General features: G+C 65.7%; 15 protein-coding genes. 7 read left to right on the plus strand and 8 right to left on the minus strand.

Annotation, left to right across the window (positions count from 1 at the left end; genetic code table 11):
* Nucleotides 1–14 precede the first annotated feature (14 nt).
* Nucleotides 15–374, plus strand: a complete 360-nt coding sequence (locus H8F26_RS14820; RefSeq protein WP_197155164.1) for a DUF760 domain-containing protein — start codon at nucleotides 15–17, stop codon at nucleotides 372–374.
* Between the two features lie 21 nt (nucleotides 375–395).
* On the opposite strand, the gene H8F26_RS14825 is transcribed toward H8F26_RS14820, so the two are convergent.
* From H8F26_RS14825 to H8F26_RS14850, 6 genes are all read right to left on the minus strand, one after another.
* Nucleotides 396–1,556 (minus strand): DUF4336 domain-containing protein, encoded by a 1,161-nt coding sequence (locus H8F26_RS14825; RefSeq protein WP_197155165.1) that lies wholly within the window; start codon nucleotides 1,554–1,556, stop codon nucleotides 396–398.
* Complete coding sequence (locus tag H8F26_RS14830) at nucleotides 1,553–2,407, minus strand: metal ABC transporter permease (RefSeq protein ID WP_197155166.1); 855 nt, start codon at nucleotides 2,405–2,407, stop codon at nucleotides 1,553–1,555. The genes H8F26_RS14825 and H8F26_RS14830 overlap by 4 nt, the downstream gene beginning before the upstream one ends.
* Before the next feature lies 1 nt (nucleotide 2,408).
* Nucleotides 2,409–3,218 carry a metal ABC transporter ATP-binding protein gene (locus tag H8F26_RS14835; RefSeq protein WP_197155167.1) on the minus strand — a complete coding sequence of 270 codons (810 nt, stop codon included), beginning with the start codon at nucleotides 3,216–3,218 and terminating at the stop codon, nucleotides 2,409–2,411.
* Nucleotides 3,211–4,041: a metal ABC transporter substrate-binding protein gene (locus tag H8F26_RS14840; RefSeq protein WP_322758828.1), complete on the minus strand. Its 831-nt coding sequence runs from the start codon at nucleotides 4,039–4,041 to the stop codon at nucleotides 3,211–3,213. Before H8F26_RS14840 ends, H8F26_RS14835 begins: the two co-directional genes overlap by 8 nt.
* Before the next feature lie 382 nt (nucleotides 4,042–4,423).
* Entirely contained in the window at nucleotides 4,424–5,500 is a 1,077-nt protein-coding gene (gene psbA, locus H8F26_RS14845) for a photosystem II q(b) protein (protein WP_197155171.1), read from the minus strand.
* 347 nt (nucleotides 5,501–5,847) lie between these two features.
* Nucleotides 5,848–7,314 (minus strand): YcjF family protein, encoded by a 1,467-nt coding sequence (locus H8F26_RS14850; protein WP_197155172.1) that lies wholly within the window; start codon nucleotides 7,312–7,314, stop codon nucleotides 5,848–5,850.
* Between the two features lie 155 nt (nucleotides 7,315–7,469).
* Here H8F26_RS14850 and H8F26_RS14855 point away from each other — a divergent pair, with 155 nt between their 5' ends.
* The 5 genes from H8F26_RS14855 to H8F26_RS14875 all read left to right on the plus strand — a co-directional run bounded on the left by H8F26_RS14855 (nucleotide 7,470) and on the right by H8F26_RS14875 (nucleotide 11,411).
* Nucleotides 7,470–8,387, plus strand: coding sequence for a cation diffusion facilitator family transporter (locus H8F26_RS14855; protein ID WP_197155174.1), 918 nt, complete (start codon nucleotides 7,470–7,472; stop codon nucleotides 8,385–8,387).
* The gene (locus H8F26_RS14860; RefSeq protein ID WP_197155176.1) at nucleotides 8,380–8,913 is read left to right on the plus strand and encodes a hypothetical protein; all 534 of its coding nucleotides are present in this window, start codon (nucleotides 8,380–8,382) and stop codon (nucleotides 8,911–8,913) included. The genes H8F26_RS14855 and H8F26_RS14860 overlap by 8 nt, the downstream gene beginning before the upstream one ends.
* 15 nt (nucleotides 8,914–8,928) lie before the next feature.
* Nucleotides 8,929–9,453 carry a hypothetical protein gene (locus H8F26_RS14865; protein ID WP_197155178.1) on the plus strand — a complete coding sequence of 175 codons (525 nt, stop codon included), beginning with the start codon at nucleotides 8,929–8,931 and terminating at the stop codon, nucleotides 9,451–9,453.
* A 5-nt stretch (nucleotides 9,454–9,458) separates the two neighbouring features.
* Nucleotides 9,459–10,472 carry a tryptophan--tRNA ligase gene (trpS, locus tag H8F26_RS14870; protein ID WP_197155180.1) on the plus strand — a complete coding sequence of 338 codons (1,014 nt, stop codon included), beginning with the start codon at nucleotides 9,459–9,461 and terminating at the stop codon, nucleotides 10,470–10,472.
* 348 nt (nucleotides 10,473–10,820) lie between these two features.
* Nucleotides 10,821–11,411 (plus strand): glycoside hydrolase family 104 protein, encoded by a 591-nt coding sequence (locus H8F26_RS14875; RefSeq protein ID WP_197155182.1) that lies wholly within the window; start codon nucleotides 10,821–10,823, stop codon nucleotides 11,409–11,411.
* Nucleotides 11,412–11,413: 2 nt separating this feature from the next.
* Here H8F26_RS14875 and H8F26_RS14880 read toward each other — a convergent pair whose 3' ends face one another.
* Together H8F26_RS14880 and H8F26_RS14885 are read right to left on the minus strand one after the other, a co-directional pair.
* Nucleotides 11,414–11,884, minus strand: coding sequence for an NINE protein (locus H8F26_RS14880; protein WP_197155184.1), 471 nt, complete (start codon nucleotides 11,882–11,884; stop codon nucleotides 11,414–11,416).
* A 17-nt stretch (nucleotides 11,885–11,901) separates the two neighbouring features.
* The gene (locus H8F26_RS14885; protein WP_197155186.1) at nucleotides 11,902–12,327 is read right to left on the minus strand and encodes a DUF2605 family protein; all 426 of its coding nucleotides are present in this window, start codon (nucleotides 12,325–12,327) and stop codon (nucleotides 11,902–11,904) included.
* A 242-nt stretch (nucleotides 12,328–12,569) separates the two neighbouring features.
* Here H8F26_RS14885 and thrS point away from each other — a divergent pair, with 242 nt between their 5' ends.
* Nucleotides 12,570–14,300, plus strand: coding sequence for a threonine--tRNA ligase (gene thrS, locus H8F26_RS14890; RefSeq protein ID WP_231605646.1), 1,731 nt, complete (start codon nucleotides 12,570–12,572; stop codon nucleotides 14,298–14,300).

Below are 14,300 nucleotides of genomic sequence, written 5' to 3' on the forward strand. Positions count from 1 at the left end.
CACCCCGGAGGGAGATGTTCAACCCGGAGTTCCTGAAGACCGATACCGAAGCGATCAGCAGCAATTCGCTGATTCAGTACCTGCAGGAACAATCCCCGGATGTGCTCCAGCGCGTGGCGCGCTCGGCCAGCCCGGATATGCAGGAAATCATTCGCCACAATGTGCAGGGTCTGCTCGGAATGTTGCCGGGTGAACAGTTTGAGGTGAAGATCCAGGCCAGCCGTGACAATCTCGCCGGTCTTCTGGCCTCCGCGATGATGACGGGCTATTTCCTTCGCCAGATGGAGCAGCGCATGGAACTGGATTCCTCCCTGATCGGCATCGGCGGCCTTGACGACGACGACGAAGCCTGCCCAGGCGAACTGAAGCTCTGAACTGACAGTTCTGATCCCAGATCAGGGATTTTCTGGAACCAGCCCCAGGCGCAGCAATTGCCGGTCGATGCTGGCGAGCACTTCCCATCCGCCGCTATCCGGTGCCCAGCTGCGCTGCTCAAGCTGGCTGGCCAATCCTTCCAGATCGGAGCCGTGGCAGGGCACCGGGGCGTCGTAGTGGGCAGGGATCAACCACCGCATCTCGCCCCAGCGGCCCAGCTGGACCAGCCAGTCCACCAGCGCCTGACGGCAGCGCGGAAATACCAGCCGCTCCAGCACCGGGGCAACCTGCAGGCTCTGGCCGCCCCGCAGGGTCTCGAAGTCCTGCTCCCAGCCCGGCTGCCAGCGGAAGGGATAAAAGCCGAAGTGGGCCCGCTTCTGGCGAAGACCTGCCGCGAGGCTGTGGCCGAGCACCTGCGCCAGGGGCGGTACGGCCACACTGGCGGGCCTGAGGTAGGACGCGAACAGCACCAGCCGCTTCCAGCCGCGCTGCCGCTGGGCCGGGCTGTCGACCAGGGGCTCTTCAGCCCGTTCACGGGCGTGGAAGAGCAGTGGCGTCGGGTCGGCGTCGAACAGCTGCGGTGGCTGATCCCCGATGCTCACCAGGGCGTCGGTGATCAGCACGCTGCCGCTGGCGCGGTGCAGGCAGGCCACCTCCTGGAAGGTTCCCAGACCGAGATTGAGTGGACCGAGGCTGCACCACTCCAGCTCACCGGGATGGGGATAGCCCTCGCTGCCGAGGATGTGGGTGCGCCTGGCAGGAAATCCCAGCCAGCTCAGGGGCAGATTCAGCGGAAAGCTCCACTGACCTGAACTGACCCACACCTGCGCCTTGGGAAAGGCGCGGGCCATGGCCGGAACCGGCAGTTTGTGCTCGAGGCCGGAGCTGGTGGGCAGCACGATCGTGCAGACCGGTCCGTGGATCTGCTCCAGGGCAGCCAGGTGGCGCCGTACTTCTGGCGTTGGTGCCACCGGCGCGTAGAGCAGGAGTCCCTGCTGCAGCCGCAGCACCGTCATCCGGATCGGCACGGCCACGTAGTAGATCCCCTGCAGCTGCTCGAAGCTCCACACCTGATCGGCGATCAGTTCTCGCACCAGGGTGCGACGTTGGCCGTAGGGGTAGAGGGGCAGCAGGGGCCACCAGGGCCAGCGCTGATCTGCCAGAGACTCAGGCGCCATCATCGTGGCTGGGATTGGTGGCGGCGGTGGGCCAGCAGTCCATGGCGAGGCGCGAACAGCAGGGCCATCAGGAAGAGGCCTGTCTGCCACAGCACGATGCAGCCGGCCGTGGAGGCATCGAACCAATAGCTGGCATAGATCCCCAGCAGGCTGGCCAGGGAGGCACTGGCCATGGCCAGCCAGCACATCCGGTCGAATCGATCGGTGAGCAGATAGGCGGTGGCCCCAGGGGTGACGAGCATGGCCACCACCAGGATGATGCCCACGGTCTGCAGCCCGGCCACCGCCGCCAGCGACAGCATCGACAGCAGCAGGTAGTGGAGCACTCCGGTGCGGATGCCGATCGAGCGGGCGTGGGTCGGATCGAAGCAGAACAGCACCAGATCGCGGCGGAACACAAGCAACACCGCCAGCACGATCAGGGAGATCACCAGGGTCTGGGTCACGTCCTCCGGCGAGATTCCCAGGACGTTGCCGAAGAGAATGTGGGTGAGATCGATCGTGCTGCGCACCTTCGAGACCAGCGTGATTCCCAGGGCAAAGAATCCGGTGAACACCAGGCCGATCACCGTGTCCTCCTTCACCCGTGTCTTCTGCTTGATGAAACCGATCGAGGCCACCGAGCCCACACCGAACACAAAGGCACCGAGGGCGTAGGGCAGCCCCAGGGCGTAGGCAATCACCACGCCCGGCATCACGGCGTGGGATACGGCATCCCCCATCAGGGCCCAGCCCTTGAGGGTCATGAAGCAGGAGAGCATGCCGCAGACGCTTGCCACCAACAGGCTCACCAGCAGCGCCTTGACCATGAAGTCGTGGCGCAGGGGCTCCAGCAACAGGGTGGCGAGATCCATCTCAGCAGCCCTCGCCACCAGTGGCGGCCGGTCCCATCACGGGCACCTCGCCACCGAAGGTGCGGGCCAGATTCTCGGGTGTGAACACCTCGGATGTTTCGCCGTAGGCCAGCACGGTCTTGTTGATCAGCACCACCTGATCGCAGAAGCTGCGCACGTGGGCCATGTCGTGCGTCGAAATCAGGATCGAGCGACCTTCCTGGCGGAACTGCAGCAGCAGATCAACGATCAGTTTTTCGGTGCGGATGTCGACCCCATTGAAGGGTTCATCCAACAGCAGCACCGAGGCGCCCTGAGCGAGGGCACGGGCCAGAAAGGCCCGCTTGCGTTGTCCGCCGGAGAGCGAACCGATCTGGCGGTGGCGCAGGGCCCACAGCTCCACACGCTCGAGGGCATGACGCACGGCGGCATGGTCGGAGGAACGGGGGATGCGCAGCAGGTTCATGGCGCCATAGCGCCCCATCATCACGACGTTCTCCACACTCACCGGGAAGTCCCAGTCGACCATCTCGCTCTGGGGCACGTAGGCCACGGCGTGCTGGCGCTGCGCATCCTGAACCCCCAGTCCATTGACGCGGATGCGTCCGCAGGAGGGTTGGATGAAGCCCATCAAGGCCTTGAACAGGGTGGATTTGCCAGCCCCATTCATGCCAACCAGACCACAGATACTGCCGGCAGGTAGCACCAGGCTGGCTCCGTGCAGAGCAACGCTTCCGTGATAATCCACACTGACGTTCTCCACCTCCAGCCGCAGGCCTGACCGGAGCTGGCCTGCCGTGCTGTGATCGGCACCCCAGGCGGCGTCAGTCATTCGTGAGCCCCTTCACGATCAGATCGACGTTGTGTCGCTGCAACTTCAACAGGCTAGGCGCGGGACCTGTGGGATCCGAGAGCGAATCGACGTAGAACGTACCGCCGAAGCGGGCTCCACTGGCCGCCGCTAACTGGCGCATGCTTTTGTCGCTGACGGTGCTTTCGCAGAACACCGCCGGGACCTTCCGGCGACGCACTTCGTCGGTGAGACGGGCCTGTCGCCGAGGGGTGGCTTCCCCTTCACCGTTCACTGGCCAGAGGTAGCCCTCCTGCAATCCGTAGTCGCGGGCGAGATAGCTGAACGCTCCCTCGCAGGTCACCAGCATCCGCTGGTTGGGCGGCACCCTCGCCAGGGAGCGACGCAGATCCTGATCGAGCTGGGCGAGCTTCTGCTTGTAGGCCTCGGCATTACGGCGGTAGGTGGCGGCTCCGGCCGGATCCAGGTCGATGAAGGCGTCCCGGATCGTGTCCACATAGTGCTGGGCACGGCTGGGCGACATCCAGGCATGGGGATTGGGCACGCCTGGGCCTGTGCTGCCGGTGGACTCCAGTCCATCGCTGCGAATCGGCAGAGGATCCATACCCTCGGTCACCACGACCCGTCGTGCTCCCTGGATGGTGTCGGTGAAACGCTGGGCCCAGCGCTCCAGATTGAAGCCGTTTTCCAGGACCATCACCGCACCCTGGGCGCGGCGCAGATCGCTGGGCGTGGGCTCGTAGTGATGGATTTCGCTCCCCACCTTGGTGATCGAGGCCACCTCCAGTCGATCTCCGGCCACGTTGCGGGCCATGTCCGCCAGCACCGTGAAGGTGGTGAGCACCAAGGGACGCCCCTCGGATGCTGAGGGTGAGCCTGCTGAAACCTGATCCCGTGGCGACACCGTGGGAGGAGCGGAGCACCCCGCCGTGACCAGCAGAAGGGGGAGCGCGATCAGGGCCAGGCCGGCTCGCCTGGGCCATCTGGTCTGGTCAGCGTGGTGTCGATGGACGAAGCACGGGGATGGCACGGTGGAACAGAAAGCCGGAAAGCTGGCCGGCATAACCAGAAAGAGCCTAGGCACCCTGGCGGGCAGACCCCGCCGCTGAACCAGCGACGGGCAGGCATCAGAAAGCCCCGCAGGAGTAACCCTGCAGGGCTGTGGATCGAATCGAGACGCTTCCGCTGGGATCGTGGGATCAGCGTGGCGAAGCGGCCCCCTGGGATCAACCGATGGTGGGTGCCGTCAGGGCCACAGGTGCGGCACTGCTGGCTGCCAGGTCGAGCGGGAAGTTGTGCGCATTGCGCTCATGCATCACTTCCATGCCCAGACCAGCGCGGTTGAGGATGTCGGCCCAGGTGTTCACGACCCGGCCCTGGCCATCCAGGATCGACTGGTTGAAGTTGAAACCGTTCAGGTTGAAGGCCATCGTGCTCACGCCCAGGGAGGTGAACCAGATGCCGACCACCGGCCAGGCGGCCAGGAAGAAGTGGAGGCTGCGGCTGTTGTTGAAGGAGGCGTATTGGAAGATCAGGCGACCGAAGTAACCGTGGGCAGCCACGATGTTGTAGGTCTCTTCCTCCTGGCCGAACTTGTAGCCGTAGTTCTGGCTCTCGCTCTCAGTGGTTTCACGCACCAGCGACGAGGTCACCAGGGAGCCGTGCATGGCGGAGAACAGGCTGCCGCCGAACACACCGGCCACCCCCAGCATGTGGAAGGGGTGCATCAGGATGTTGTGCTCAGCCTGGAACACCAGCATGAAGTTGAAGGTGCCCGAGATGCCGAGCGGCATGCCATCGGAGAAGGAGCCCTGACCGAAGGGATAGATCAGGAACACGGCGAAGGCTGCCGACAGCGGAGCGCTGTAGGCGACGCAGATCCAGGGACGCATGCCGAGGCGGTAGGAGAGTTCCCACTGCCGGCCCATGTAGGCGGAGATGCCGATCAGGAAGTGGAACACCACCAGCTGATAGGGACCGCCGTTGTACAGCCACTCATCGAGGCTGGCGGCTTCCCAGATGGGGTAGAAGTGCAGGCCGATGGCGTTGCTGGAGGGAACAACAGCACCGGAGATGATGTTGTTGCCGTAGATCAGCGAGCCGGCGACCGGCTCACGGATACCGTCGATGTCGACGGCAGGGGCGGCGATGAACGCCACCACATAGCAGATGGTGGCGGCCAGCAGGCAGGGGATCATCAGCACACCGAACCAACCCACGTAGATGCGGTTGTTGGTGGAGGTGACCCACTCACAGAAGCTTTCCCAGCTTCCGCTGCGGCCGCTGCGGACGGCAGTGGTCATGGATGAAGAGGACGGATGGGATGGAGGTATGGGGTCCGCTTGTGCGCTGCGTTAGTGCACTGCGTTTGTGCACTGCGCTGGTGCACTGAGAGTTGCCGATGCCATGGGGAGACCATGGGCCGGGCAACGTCTGGCGACACAGCGGCAACCCGCAACCGCTCCAGGGAACATCAGCCGGGGAAACCCGGAATGCAACCGAAGCGATCAGCCGACGGGATGATCCCGAACGGTTAGAAAAACGTTACGTGAACTGATTAGAGAGCGCCGGCGATTCGCTGCCTGGGAAATACATTGTTTCGTTGCTTCAGGTTGCTTTACTTCAGAAGTAACGATCCTGTTACATCTGTTCAGGTCGAGGCCTGCGGCAGAGCTGGTACGGCGCCGTTGATGCGGTTGGACTGTTCCTGCACCCAGTTGCGACCTTGCTGCAGGAAGGCTGCCCAATCGAGTTTCTCGGCCTCGGCGGCCCGGGCGACCAGCAGCGGTGCCTGGCGCTTGATCCGTTCCAGATCAGGGGCGGCCACTCCGGCGGTCAGGGCCAGCATGTCGGCCATGGCATGGCCCACGACCCGCGTCAGGTAAGCCGCGCTGACTGCCTGCACCGTGCCACCGATCAACCAGGTGGCTCCATGCAGCTTGATCGCGGCGGCCAGGGCCTGGGTGCTCCACTCCACCACGCCCTGGGCCAGGGCTGCCTTGCCCAGCTCCAGGGCCGCGTCGCGCAACTGTGCCATCGACCAGGAGCAGCCCCAGAGGCGCGCCATCTCCTGCAGCATCAGGCCGTTGGCCACCGCCAGCACCAGCAGATCCAGGCTGGGCACCGGAGCGGCGAAGACCCCCGCCGCCACGATCCACTGGGTGCGCTGCTGCAGCTGGATCCAGCGCTGGCGGCGCAGCTGTTCCAGGTCGGCCTGCCAGCGGCGATGCAGCAGGCGCAGGCTGCGCAGCCGGGCGTCACGACGGAGCTGCAACGGTCGCTGCCGCAGATCCAGCGCCAGCGGTTCCAGGGCAGCCGCGAGAGTCTCGCTCGACCCATCCCAGAACAGAACCCGCGCCGCCTGCCCCGCAGGCAGCTGGGCGGCCAGCTCCTGGCGCATGCGCTGCGCCGACCCGTCTTGCACGGACCCGTGGAACGTGGCCAGCAGCCACAGACAGGGACAGTCGTCCAGGCCTTCCAGCCAACGGAGATCCGCGGCGCTGAGGGGCAGCCGCAGGTGGTACAGGAGCACATCACAGCGCTCGAACAGGGTTGGCCAGCGCCAGTCCGGGCTGCTCGCCGGCAGAGGCCGGGCCCAGTGCAACGCCAGGGCGGCCCGACCCCGCAGGGCGTCACGCATCGGCGTCATCGCGGTGGCTTCCGGAAGTTGAACCCCCACCAGCGCCAGGCTCAGGCCGGGCTCCTCCTGGCTGGAGCGCCACTCCTGCAGTTCGCGCCGTCGTTCCTGCTGCCGAGGCCCCTCCGCCCCTTCCAGCTGGCCGAACTGCTCCATCAGGCCTTCGCAGCGCTGCAGCAATCCGCTCGCGGTGGCCGGCAGTCTGGCGGTGACCGTCCCCCTGCCGGAGAGCCAGACCAGGCCAGCGGCGGCGGCGGCGGCCGGCAGCGCCGCTGCCATCAGCCCATGGCCGACATGGCCGAGCAGATCGCTGACCAGCCAGCCGCTCCCTGCCACGACTACCACGGGCAACCAGGGCCCTCGACGCAGCAGACGCCGCACCGCTGGACCCAGAGCTGAAGGATCGGTCGCCGGTTCGGTTGCCGCTGAATCCGTGGCGGCACCAGGAGCCGCTGGGCTGGGGTGGTCTGGGCTGGTCACGAAGGAACGGCTGGGACCCGAACATGCCGAATCTCTAGCTCAGCCGCCTCCGGATCAGCCGCCCGTAGCGCCGGCCACCATCGCTGGCTTCTGTGAGCACCGTGTTCTGTGGATTTGCCAATAGGTTTGGGAGCCACGCGCATCGAGATCCGGACATGGCCGTCGGGGCGGGGTCCGACAATCGCGGGCAGGTGCAGCGGGTCCTGTTGATCGCCCTGGCGGTCAACGTGGTCATGAGCCTGCTGAAGCTGGCGGTCGGACTGTTCACGGGGTCTCTGGCGGTGCTGGCGGATGCCATGCACAGCGCCACCGATGGCCTCTCCAGCCTGCTGGGCCTGTTCACCAACGATCTCTCCGATCCTCGCCCCGATCGGGATCATCCCTATGGCCACCACAAATACGAGGCTGTCGGCGCCCTGGCGATCGCCGCCTTCATCCTGTTCGCGGCCTTCGAGATCCTGCAGACGGCCGTGCAGCGGATCAGTGTCGGTCTGACCCCGCTGCGGGTGGATGCGCCGGAGCTGCTGCTGCTGCTGCTGGCCCTGGGTTTCAACATTCTCCTCTCTGGTTACGAACACGGCGAAGGACGCAGACTCGGCAGCCGGCTGCTGATCGCCGACGCCCTGCACACCCGCAGCGACATCTGGACAACCCTCGTGGTGCTGGTCGGCCTTTGCGGTGCGGTGTTCCTGCGTCAGAGTTGGCTGGATGTAGCGCTGGCGATCCCGCTCTGCGTGCTGCTGGTCAAGGTGTGCTGGTCGGTGATCACCACGAATCTCCCCTGGCTGGTGGACCAGATCGCGATCGCTCCGGAAGCCATCCATGCCGTGGCGATGGCCGTACCCGGAGTGCTGAATTGCCACGACATCGCCAGTCGTGGTGTGCTCGGTCAGCAGGTGTTCATCGACATGCACCTCGTCGTGTCGGCCAACGATCTGCCCACCGCCCATCGCATCACTGAGTTGGTGGAGGAACACCTGGAGGAGCGTTTCGGCCCGGTGCGTTGCACCATCCACCTTGAGCCCCCGGAATACGCCAGTGCGGAGATCACCTTCCGAGGAACCCATGGCTGATCTGCTGCCTGGGAATCCACCGCTGCTGCGGCCGAGCCAGATGGCGCTGGTGAATCGCCTGATTGCCGACCTGCGCGCCGCTCCCGCCTGGCATGGTCAGCTGCCGGTACTGCTGCTGGACCGCTGCTGGTTGCGGCTCGAGGTGGTTCCGGTCGAATCCCTGGCGACGGCCCTGCCTCCCGATGGCAGCGGTGAGGCTCCTGAGCTCGCGCGATTCCGCCAGCTGCGGGCAGAGGGCCTGGAGGACTGGGCCGCACAGCTGCAGTGCTGGGAGGAGTTTGACCTCCTGCCGTTCCAGCAGGCCTTGCGGCGCTACTGGAGCCGGCAGATGCGCGGTGATGACGGCTGGACCCTGCCGGCCTACCTGGAGTTGTTGCGCTGCTACCGCCACAGCCTCGAGTGTGGTGTTCCTCACCTGCCCCTGCTGGTCCTGCCCCGCCAAGGCAGCGGTGAGACCCACCGTCTGCACTGGCTGCAACGACCGTTCGCCTCCACCTGTCCGTCGATGCGGCACACTTGCGCCTGACTCAGGGCTGCGGCAATGGCCGACGACACCACCCCCTCCATCTCCAAGGACCGGCACGACGCACCCAGCCGTGGTGGCCGCCCCGGTCCCAACCGTGAGCCCGGTGGTTTTCGCATCCGCCTGAGTGACAACGAGATGCGCTCGGCCCGGGCTCTGCAGGAGGCCTTCGGTCTGCGCTCCACCGTGGCCGTGCTGGGCTTTGCCGTGCGCAGCCTGGGCCAGATGCTGGACCAGGGTCAGCTCGATGCCCTGCTGGCCGAGCACCGCGCCCAGGGTGATGCCCGGCCATCGGGTGATTCCCGCCCAACGCGCCGCAACGAGATTCGTCGTGGCGAAGGCCGTCCGGCACCAGCGGCCCGGGCCAACCCCTTTGCCCGTCCGGCCCGCCCCGCCGCGACGCCGATCGAAGAGGAGGTGGCTCCTGCCGAAGCCCCGGCTGACGATCAGCTGATCAGCTCTGAGACCGACAGCAGCGAATCCACCGATTCGGAACCAGCCACACCTGAAGCGACAGCTTCTGAAGTGGCCGCCGCCGGCTGACTGCGATGGCTCGGCAACGGGTTCTCTCCGGTGTCCAACCCACCGGTGCCTTGCATCTGGGCAACTGGCTCGGCGCGATCCGCAACTGGGTCGGCCTGCAGGACAGCCACGACACCTTCTTCTGTGTTGTGGACCTGCACGCGATCACCGTGCCCCACGACCCGGCCAGGCTTGCTGAGGACACCCTCACCACAGCGGCGCTCTACCTGGCCTGCGGCATCGATCCGCAGCGTTCCACGGTGTTCGTCCAGAGCCACGTGGCGGCCCACAGCGAGCTCTGCTGGCTGCTGAACTGCGTCACCCCGCTGAACTGGCTGGAGCGGATGATCCAGTTCAAGGAGAAGGCGGTCAAGCAGGGCGACAACGTCTCCGCCGGTCTGCTGGATTACCCGGTGCTGATGGCGGCGGACATCCTTCTCTATGACGCTGACCTGGTGCCGGTTGGCGAGGATCAGAAGCAGCACCTCGAGCTGGCCCGTGACATTGCCCAACAGCGGATCAACAGCCGCTTCGGCAGTGAGGAGGAGCCGCTGCTGCGGGTGCCTGAACCGCTGATCCTCCAGGACGGGGCCCGGGTGATGAGCCTCACCGATGGCCGCAGCAAGATGAGCAAGAGCGATCCCAACGAGGGCTCTCGCATCACCCTGCTCGACCCCCCCGAGCTGGTGACCAGAAAGATCAAGCGTGCCAAGACCGATCCCACCTTGGGCCTCGAGTTCGGCAACCCCGAGCGTCCAGAAGCCGACAACCTCTTGGGCCTGTATGCGGTTCTGAGTGGCCTGGGGCGCGAGGCGGCCACAGCCCAGTGCGCCTCCATGGGATGGGGCACCTTCAAGCCACTGCTGGCCGAAACGGTGGTGGAGGCCCTGCGTCCGGTTCAGGAGCGTTACCGCGATCTGCGCAGCGACCCGAGCCAGTTGCAGCAGGTTCTGGAGCTGGGCAGAGAGCGGGCCGAGGCCGTGGCCAGCACCACCCTCCAGCGCCTGCGCGACGCGCTGGGCTTTTATCCACGCTCGTAGGTCGATCAGTCGTTGCGGGTGTGGATCGTCATCAATTGTGATCTTCTGCTGATCGAAGGGCTGCTCGTTGATCAGTGCAGCTGATCAGACTGTCAGTTCCCTCGGTGGTGATGCCCAGGTAGCGACGGCGAAGCCCCACGTGTCAGCTCCCTTGGCTCGGCTTGTGTTGCGGTTTGCTCATGGAGCCTGGACTCATGATCCCCAGTCCGAAAGTACGCCGTGGGAGCTTTGTCCACCCCCCAGTGCATGGGGGTGGCGGCCCCTCCCAGCTAACCGTCAGTCTCTCTGGACTCGCGATCAGCCCTTCTGATTTCTTCGACCCGATCCCGTTTCTCCCTGCTGCTCGCCTTGCCGCTCCTGCCCTTGGTGGCACCGGCACCCGGCAGGCAGCCCGAGGCGGTTCCGGCCGTGCAGCAGCACCAGGCCGCCACCGCCGCTCTGGCCGGAGGCCAGGCCACGGCCTATGCCATCAGTCCAGAGCGCCGCGCCCTGCTCAACACCATCCGCTTCGCCGAAGGCACCTGGGTGGGCGGCAGCCATGACGGTTACCGGGTTCTCTACGGGGGCGGCCGCTTTGCCAGCCTGGCGCGCCATCCCGAGGTGACGGTCAGGCGGCGGTATACCAGCGCCGCCGCCGGTGCCTACCAGTTCCTGCCGGGAACCTGGCGGGAAGCACAGCAGCGCCTTGGTCTGCCCGACTTCGGCCCCGCCAGCCAGGACCAGGCCGCCCTGTTCCTGGTGGATCGCCGCGGTGTTCTCGATCTGTTCGACCGCAGGGGCCTGGATGCCACGGTGCTGGCCCGCCTGGCGAACGAGTGGGCCTCCCTGCCGGCCAGCCATGGCGGCAGTGCCTACGGCCAGCCTGTGAAGCGGGCAGACCAGCTGGTGCGCTTCTATCGGGCCGATCTGCAGCGGCAACGGCAGGCAGGCCAGGCCTGAGCTCAGAATTCGCGGTAGACCACCCGGCCGCGCTCATCGTTCCCGACGTCGAGCAGGTGCTCCCCCATCAGCTGATCGATTTCCTGACGCACCGTGGTGACGTCATCATCACGGCCCAGCTCTAGCGCCAGCATGGCGTCGTTGATGGTGAACCCCTTGGTTCCTGCCTGGCGCGCCAGAACGAGCAGCTGACGCTGCAGGCTGGGGGTCTTCTCCGCATCGGCGGCCGCCAGGGCCTCATGCAGGGCCAGGGGTTGATTGGCCGTGCGTACCAATTCGGGCATGAGGAACAGATCCACCAGCTGGCCAATGCCGCAACACCCCAGGGTGAGCAGCCACAGGGTGCCGCTCACCGGCCGTCGGGTGTAGAAGCGCTGAAGGCCGCAGACCCCGATCAGGCCCAGGGCCCAAAGCACATAGCCCACGGCAACGTGACGGCGTTCCGGAGGCAGCACCGGCGAAAGGGAAGGCATAGACCGTGTTGACGTGGTCAGGGAGCTGCAGGAACCACAATGCCCGCCTGCCGAAGCCGGCTTGCCAGGGCCCAGACCCGGAGCACCAGCTGATGCCAGGGAGCCAGGGATTCCATGTCCAGGGCCATCGGGGTGGAGATGGCGGCCCGCAGGGCACGGGCGGCGGCCACGTCCTTGAGGGCCTGTTCCAGGGACTCCGCCAGAGCCTGGCGTTCGGCGGCTGGCATCACCGCCTCCGGGCAGTGCTGCAACAACACCTGACCGCGTTGCAGCCAGTCGCTGAAGTCATCCATCAGGGGGTTGAGCAGCCCATCGAGCAGGGCGCCTTCGGGGGAGCCACCCGGCAGCGGCCCCGTGGCTGGCCCTGTCGCTGGCTCTGGAAGTGGCCTTGGCAATGGATCCGAAATTGGATCCGAGGGATCAGGAAACGCGGACTGGCCCATCTCAGCAGGCTAGGCACGATCACCCCAGCCAGAGCGATCGGTGCTGTTCAGGGCTCGATGGGGCTGCGTAGGATCGCCCTTCGACCGACTCCTGTGCCGTGACCGTGACCCGCTCCGCCGATCCTGCACCGAGCGGCAGCGGCAGCACCACTGGCACGGAGCCAGCCGTTGAGGCAGCGGCGGCTCCGCTGGTCCTGCCGAAAACGAGCGAGAGCGAGCAGCTGCTGAAGATTCGCCACTCGATGAGCCATGTGCTGGCGATGGCAGTGCAGAAGCTCTTCCCCAAGGCGCAGGTGACCATCGGCCCCTGGACCGAGAGCGGCTTCTATTACGACTTCGACAATCCGGATCCGTTCACGGAAGCCGATCTCAAGGCGATCAAGAAGGAGATGATCCGGATCATCAATCGCAGGCTGCCGCTTGAGCGCATCGCCGTGAGCCGCGAGCAGGCTGAAGCGAAGATCAAGGCCCAGAACGAGCCCTACAAGCTGGAGATTCTGGCGGGCCTCAGCGAGCCCATCACCCTCTACACGCTGGGCGAGGAGTGGTGGGATCTCTGCGCCGGCCCCCATGTGACCAACACCAGCGAACTCAACCCCAAGGCCTTCGAGCTCGAAAGCGTTGCCGGCTCCTACTGGCGCGGGGATGAGACCAAGGCCCAGCTGCAGCGCATCTATGGCACCGCCTGGGAGACCCCCGAGCAGCTGGCGGAGTACAAGCACCGCAAGCAGGAGGCCCTGCGCCGCGATCACCGCCGCCTCGGCACCGACCTTGACCTGTTCGCGATCGAGGATGAAGCCGGAGCCGGCCTGGTGTTCTGGCATCCGCGTGGTGCCCGCATGCGCCTGCTGATCGAAGACTTCTGGCGCGAGGCCCACTTCGCCGACGGCTATGAGCTGCTGTACACCCCCCACGTGGCGGACATCAGCCTCTGGAAGACCTCCGGCCACCTCGACTTCTACAGCGAGAGCATGTTCGGGCCGATGCAGGTGGACGAGCGCCAGTACCAGCTCAAGCCGATGAACTGTCCGTTCCACGTGCTCACCTACGCCAGCACATTGCGGAGTTACCGCGAGTTGCCGATCCGTTGGGCTGAGCTCGGCACCGTGTATCGCTACGAGCGGCCCGGCGTGATGCATGGCCTGATGCGGGTGCGGGGCTTCACCCAGGACGATGCCCATGTGTTCTGTCTGCCGGAGCAGATCGGTGATGAGATCCTGCGGGTGCTGAATCTGACCGAAACGATCCTGTCCGCCTTTGATTTCCGGAGCTACGAGATCAATCTCTCCACGCGGCCGGAGAAATCAATCGGCGATGATGCCGTCTGGAACCTGGCCACGCAGGGTCTGATCGAGGCGCTGGATCGCAAGGGCTGGGCCTACAAAGTGGATGAGGGCGGTGGTGCCTTTTACGGGCCCAAGATCGACCTCAAAATTGAGGACGCCATCGGCCGGATGTGGCAGTGCTCCACCATCCAGCTCGACTTCAATCTGCCCGAGCGTTTCAACCTCGAGTATGTGGCTGCCGATGGAAGCCGCCAGCGACCGATCATGATCCACCGCGCCATCTTCGGCTCGCTGGAACGCTTCTTTGGCATCATGACCGAGAACTACGCCGGCGATTTCCCCTTTTGGTTGGCCCCAGAGCAGATCCGTCTGCTGCCGGTCACCGATGAGGTGCGTCCCTATGCCGAGGCGCTGATGGCCCAGCTCAAGGCCGCCGGCGTTCGCGCCACGATCGACCACTCCGGCGATCGTCTGGGCAAGTTGATTCGCAATGGCGAGCAGATGAAGATCCCGGTGCTTGGGGTGATCGGTGCCAAGGAAGCCGAGGCCGGTGCGGTCAGCCTGCGCAGCCGCCGCGATGGAGATCTGGGCAGCGTGGCGGGGTCTGACCTGATCGCGGCCGCCACCCTGGCCAATCAGCAGCGAGGTGCCGCTCTGGTCCTGGCTGACCAACCGATCCAGGCCTGA

Source organism: Synechococcus sp. CBW1006 (assembly GCF_015840525.1).
Classification (GTDB): Bacteria; Cyanobacteriota; Cyanobacteriia; order PCC-6307; family Cyanobiaceae; genus CBW1002.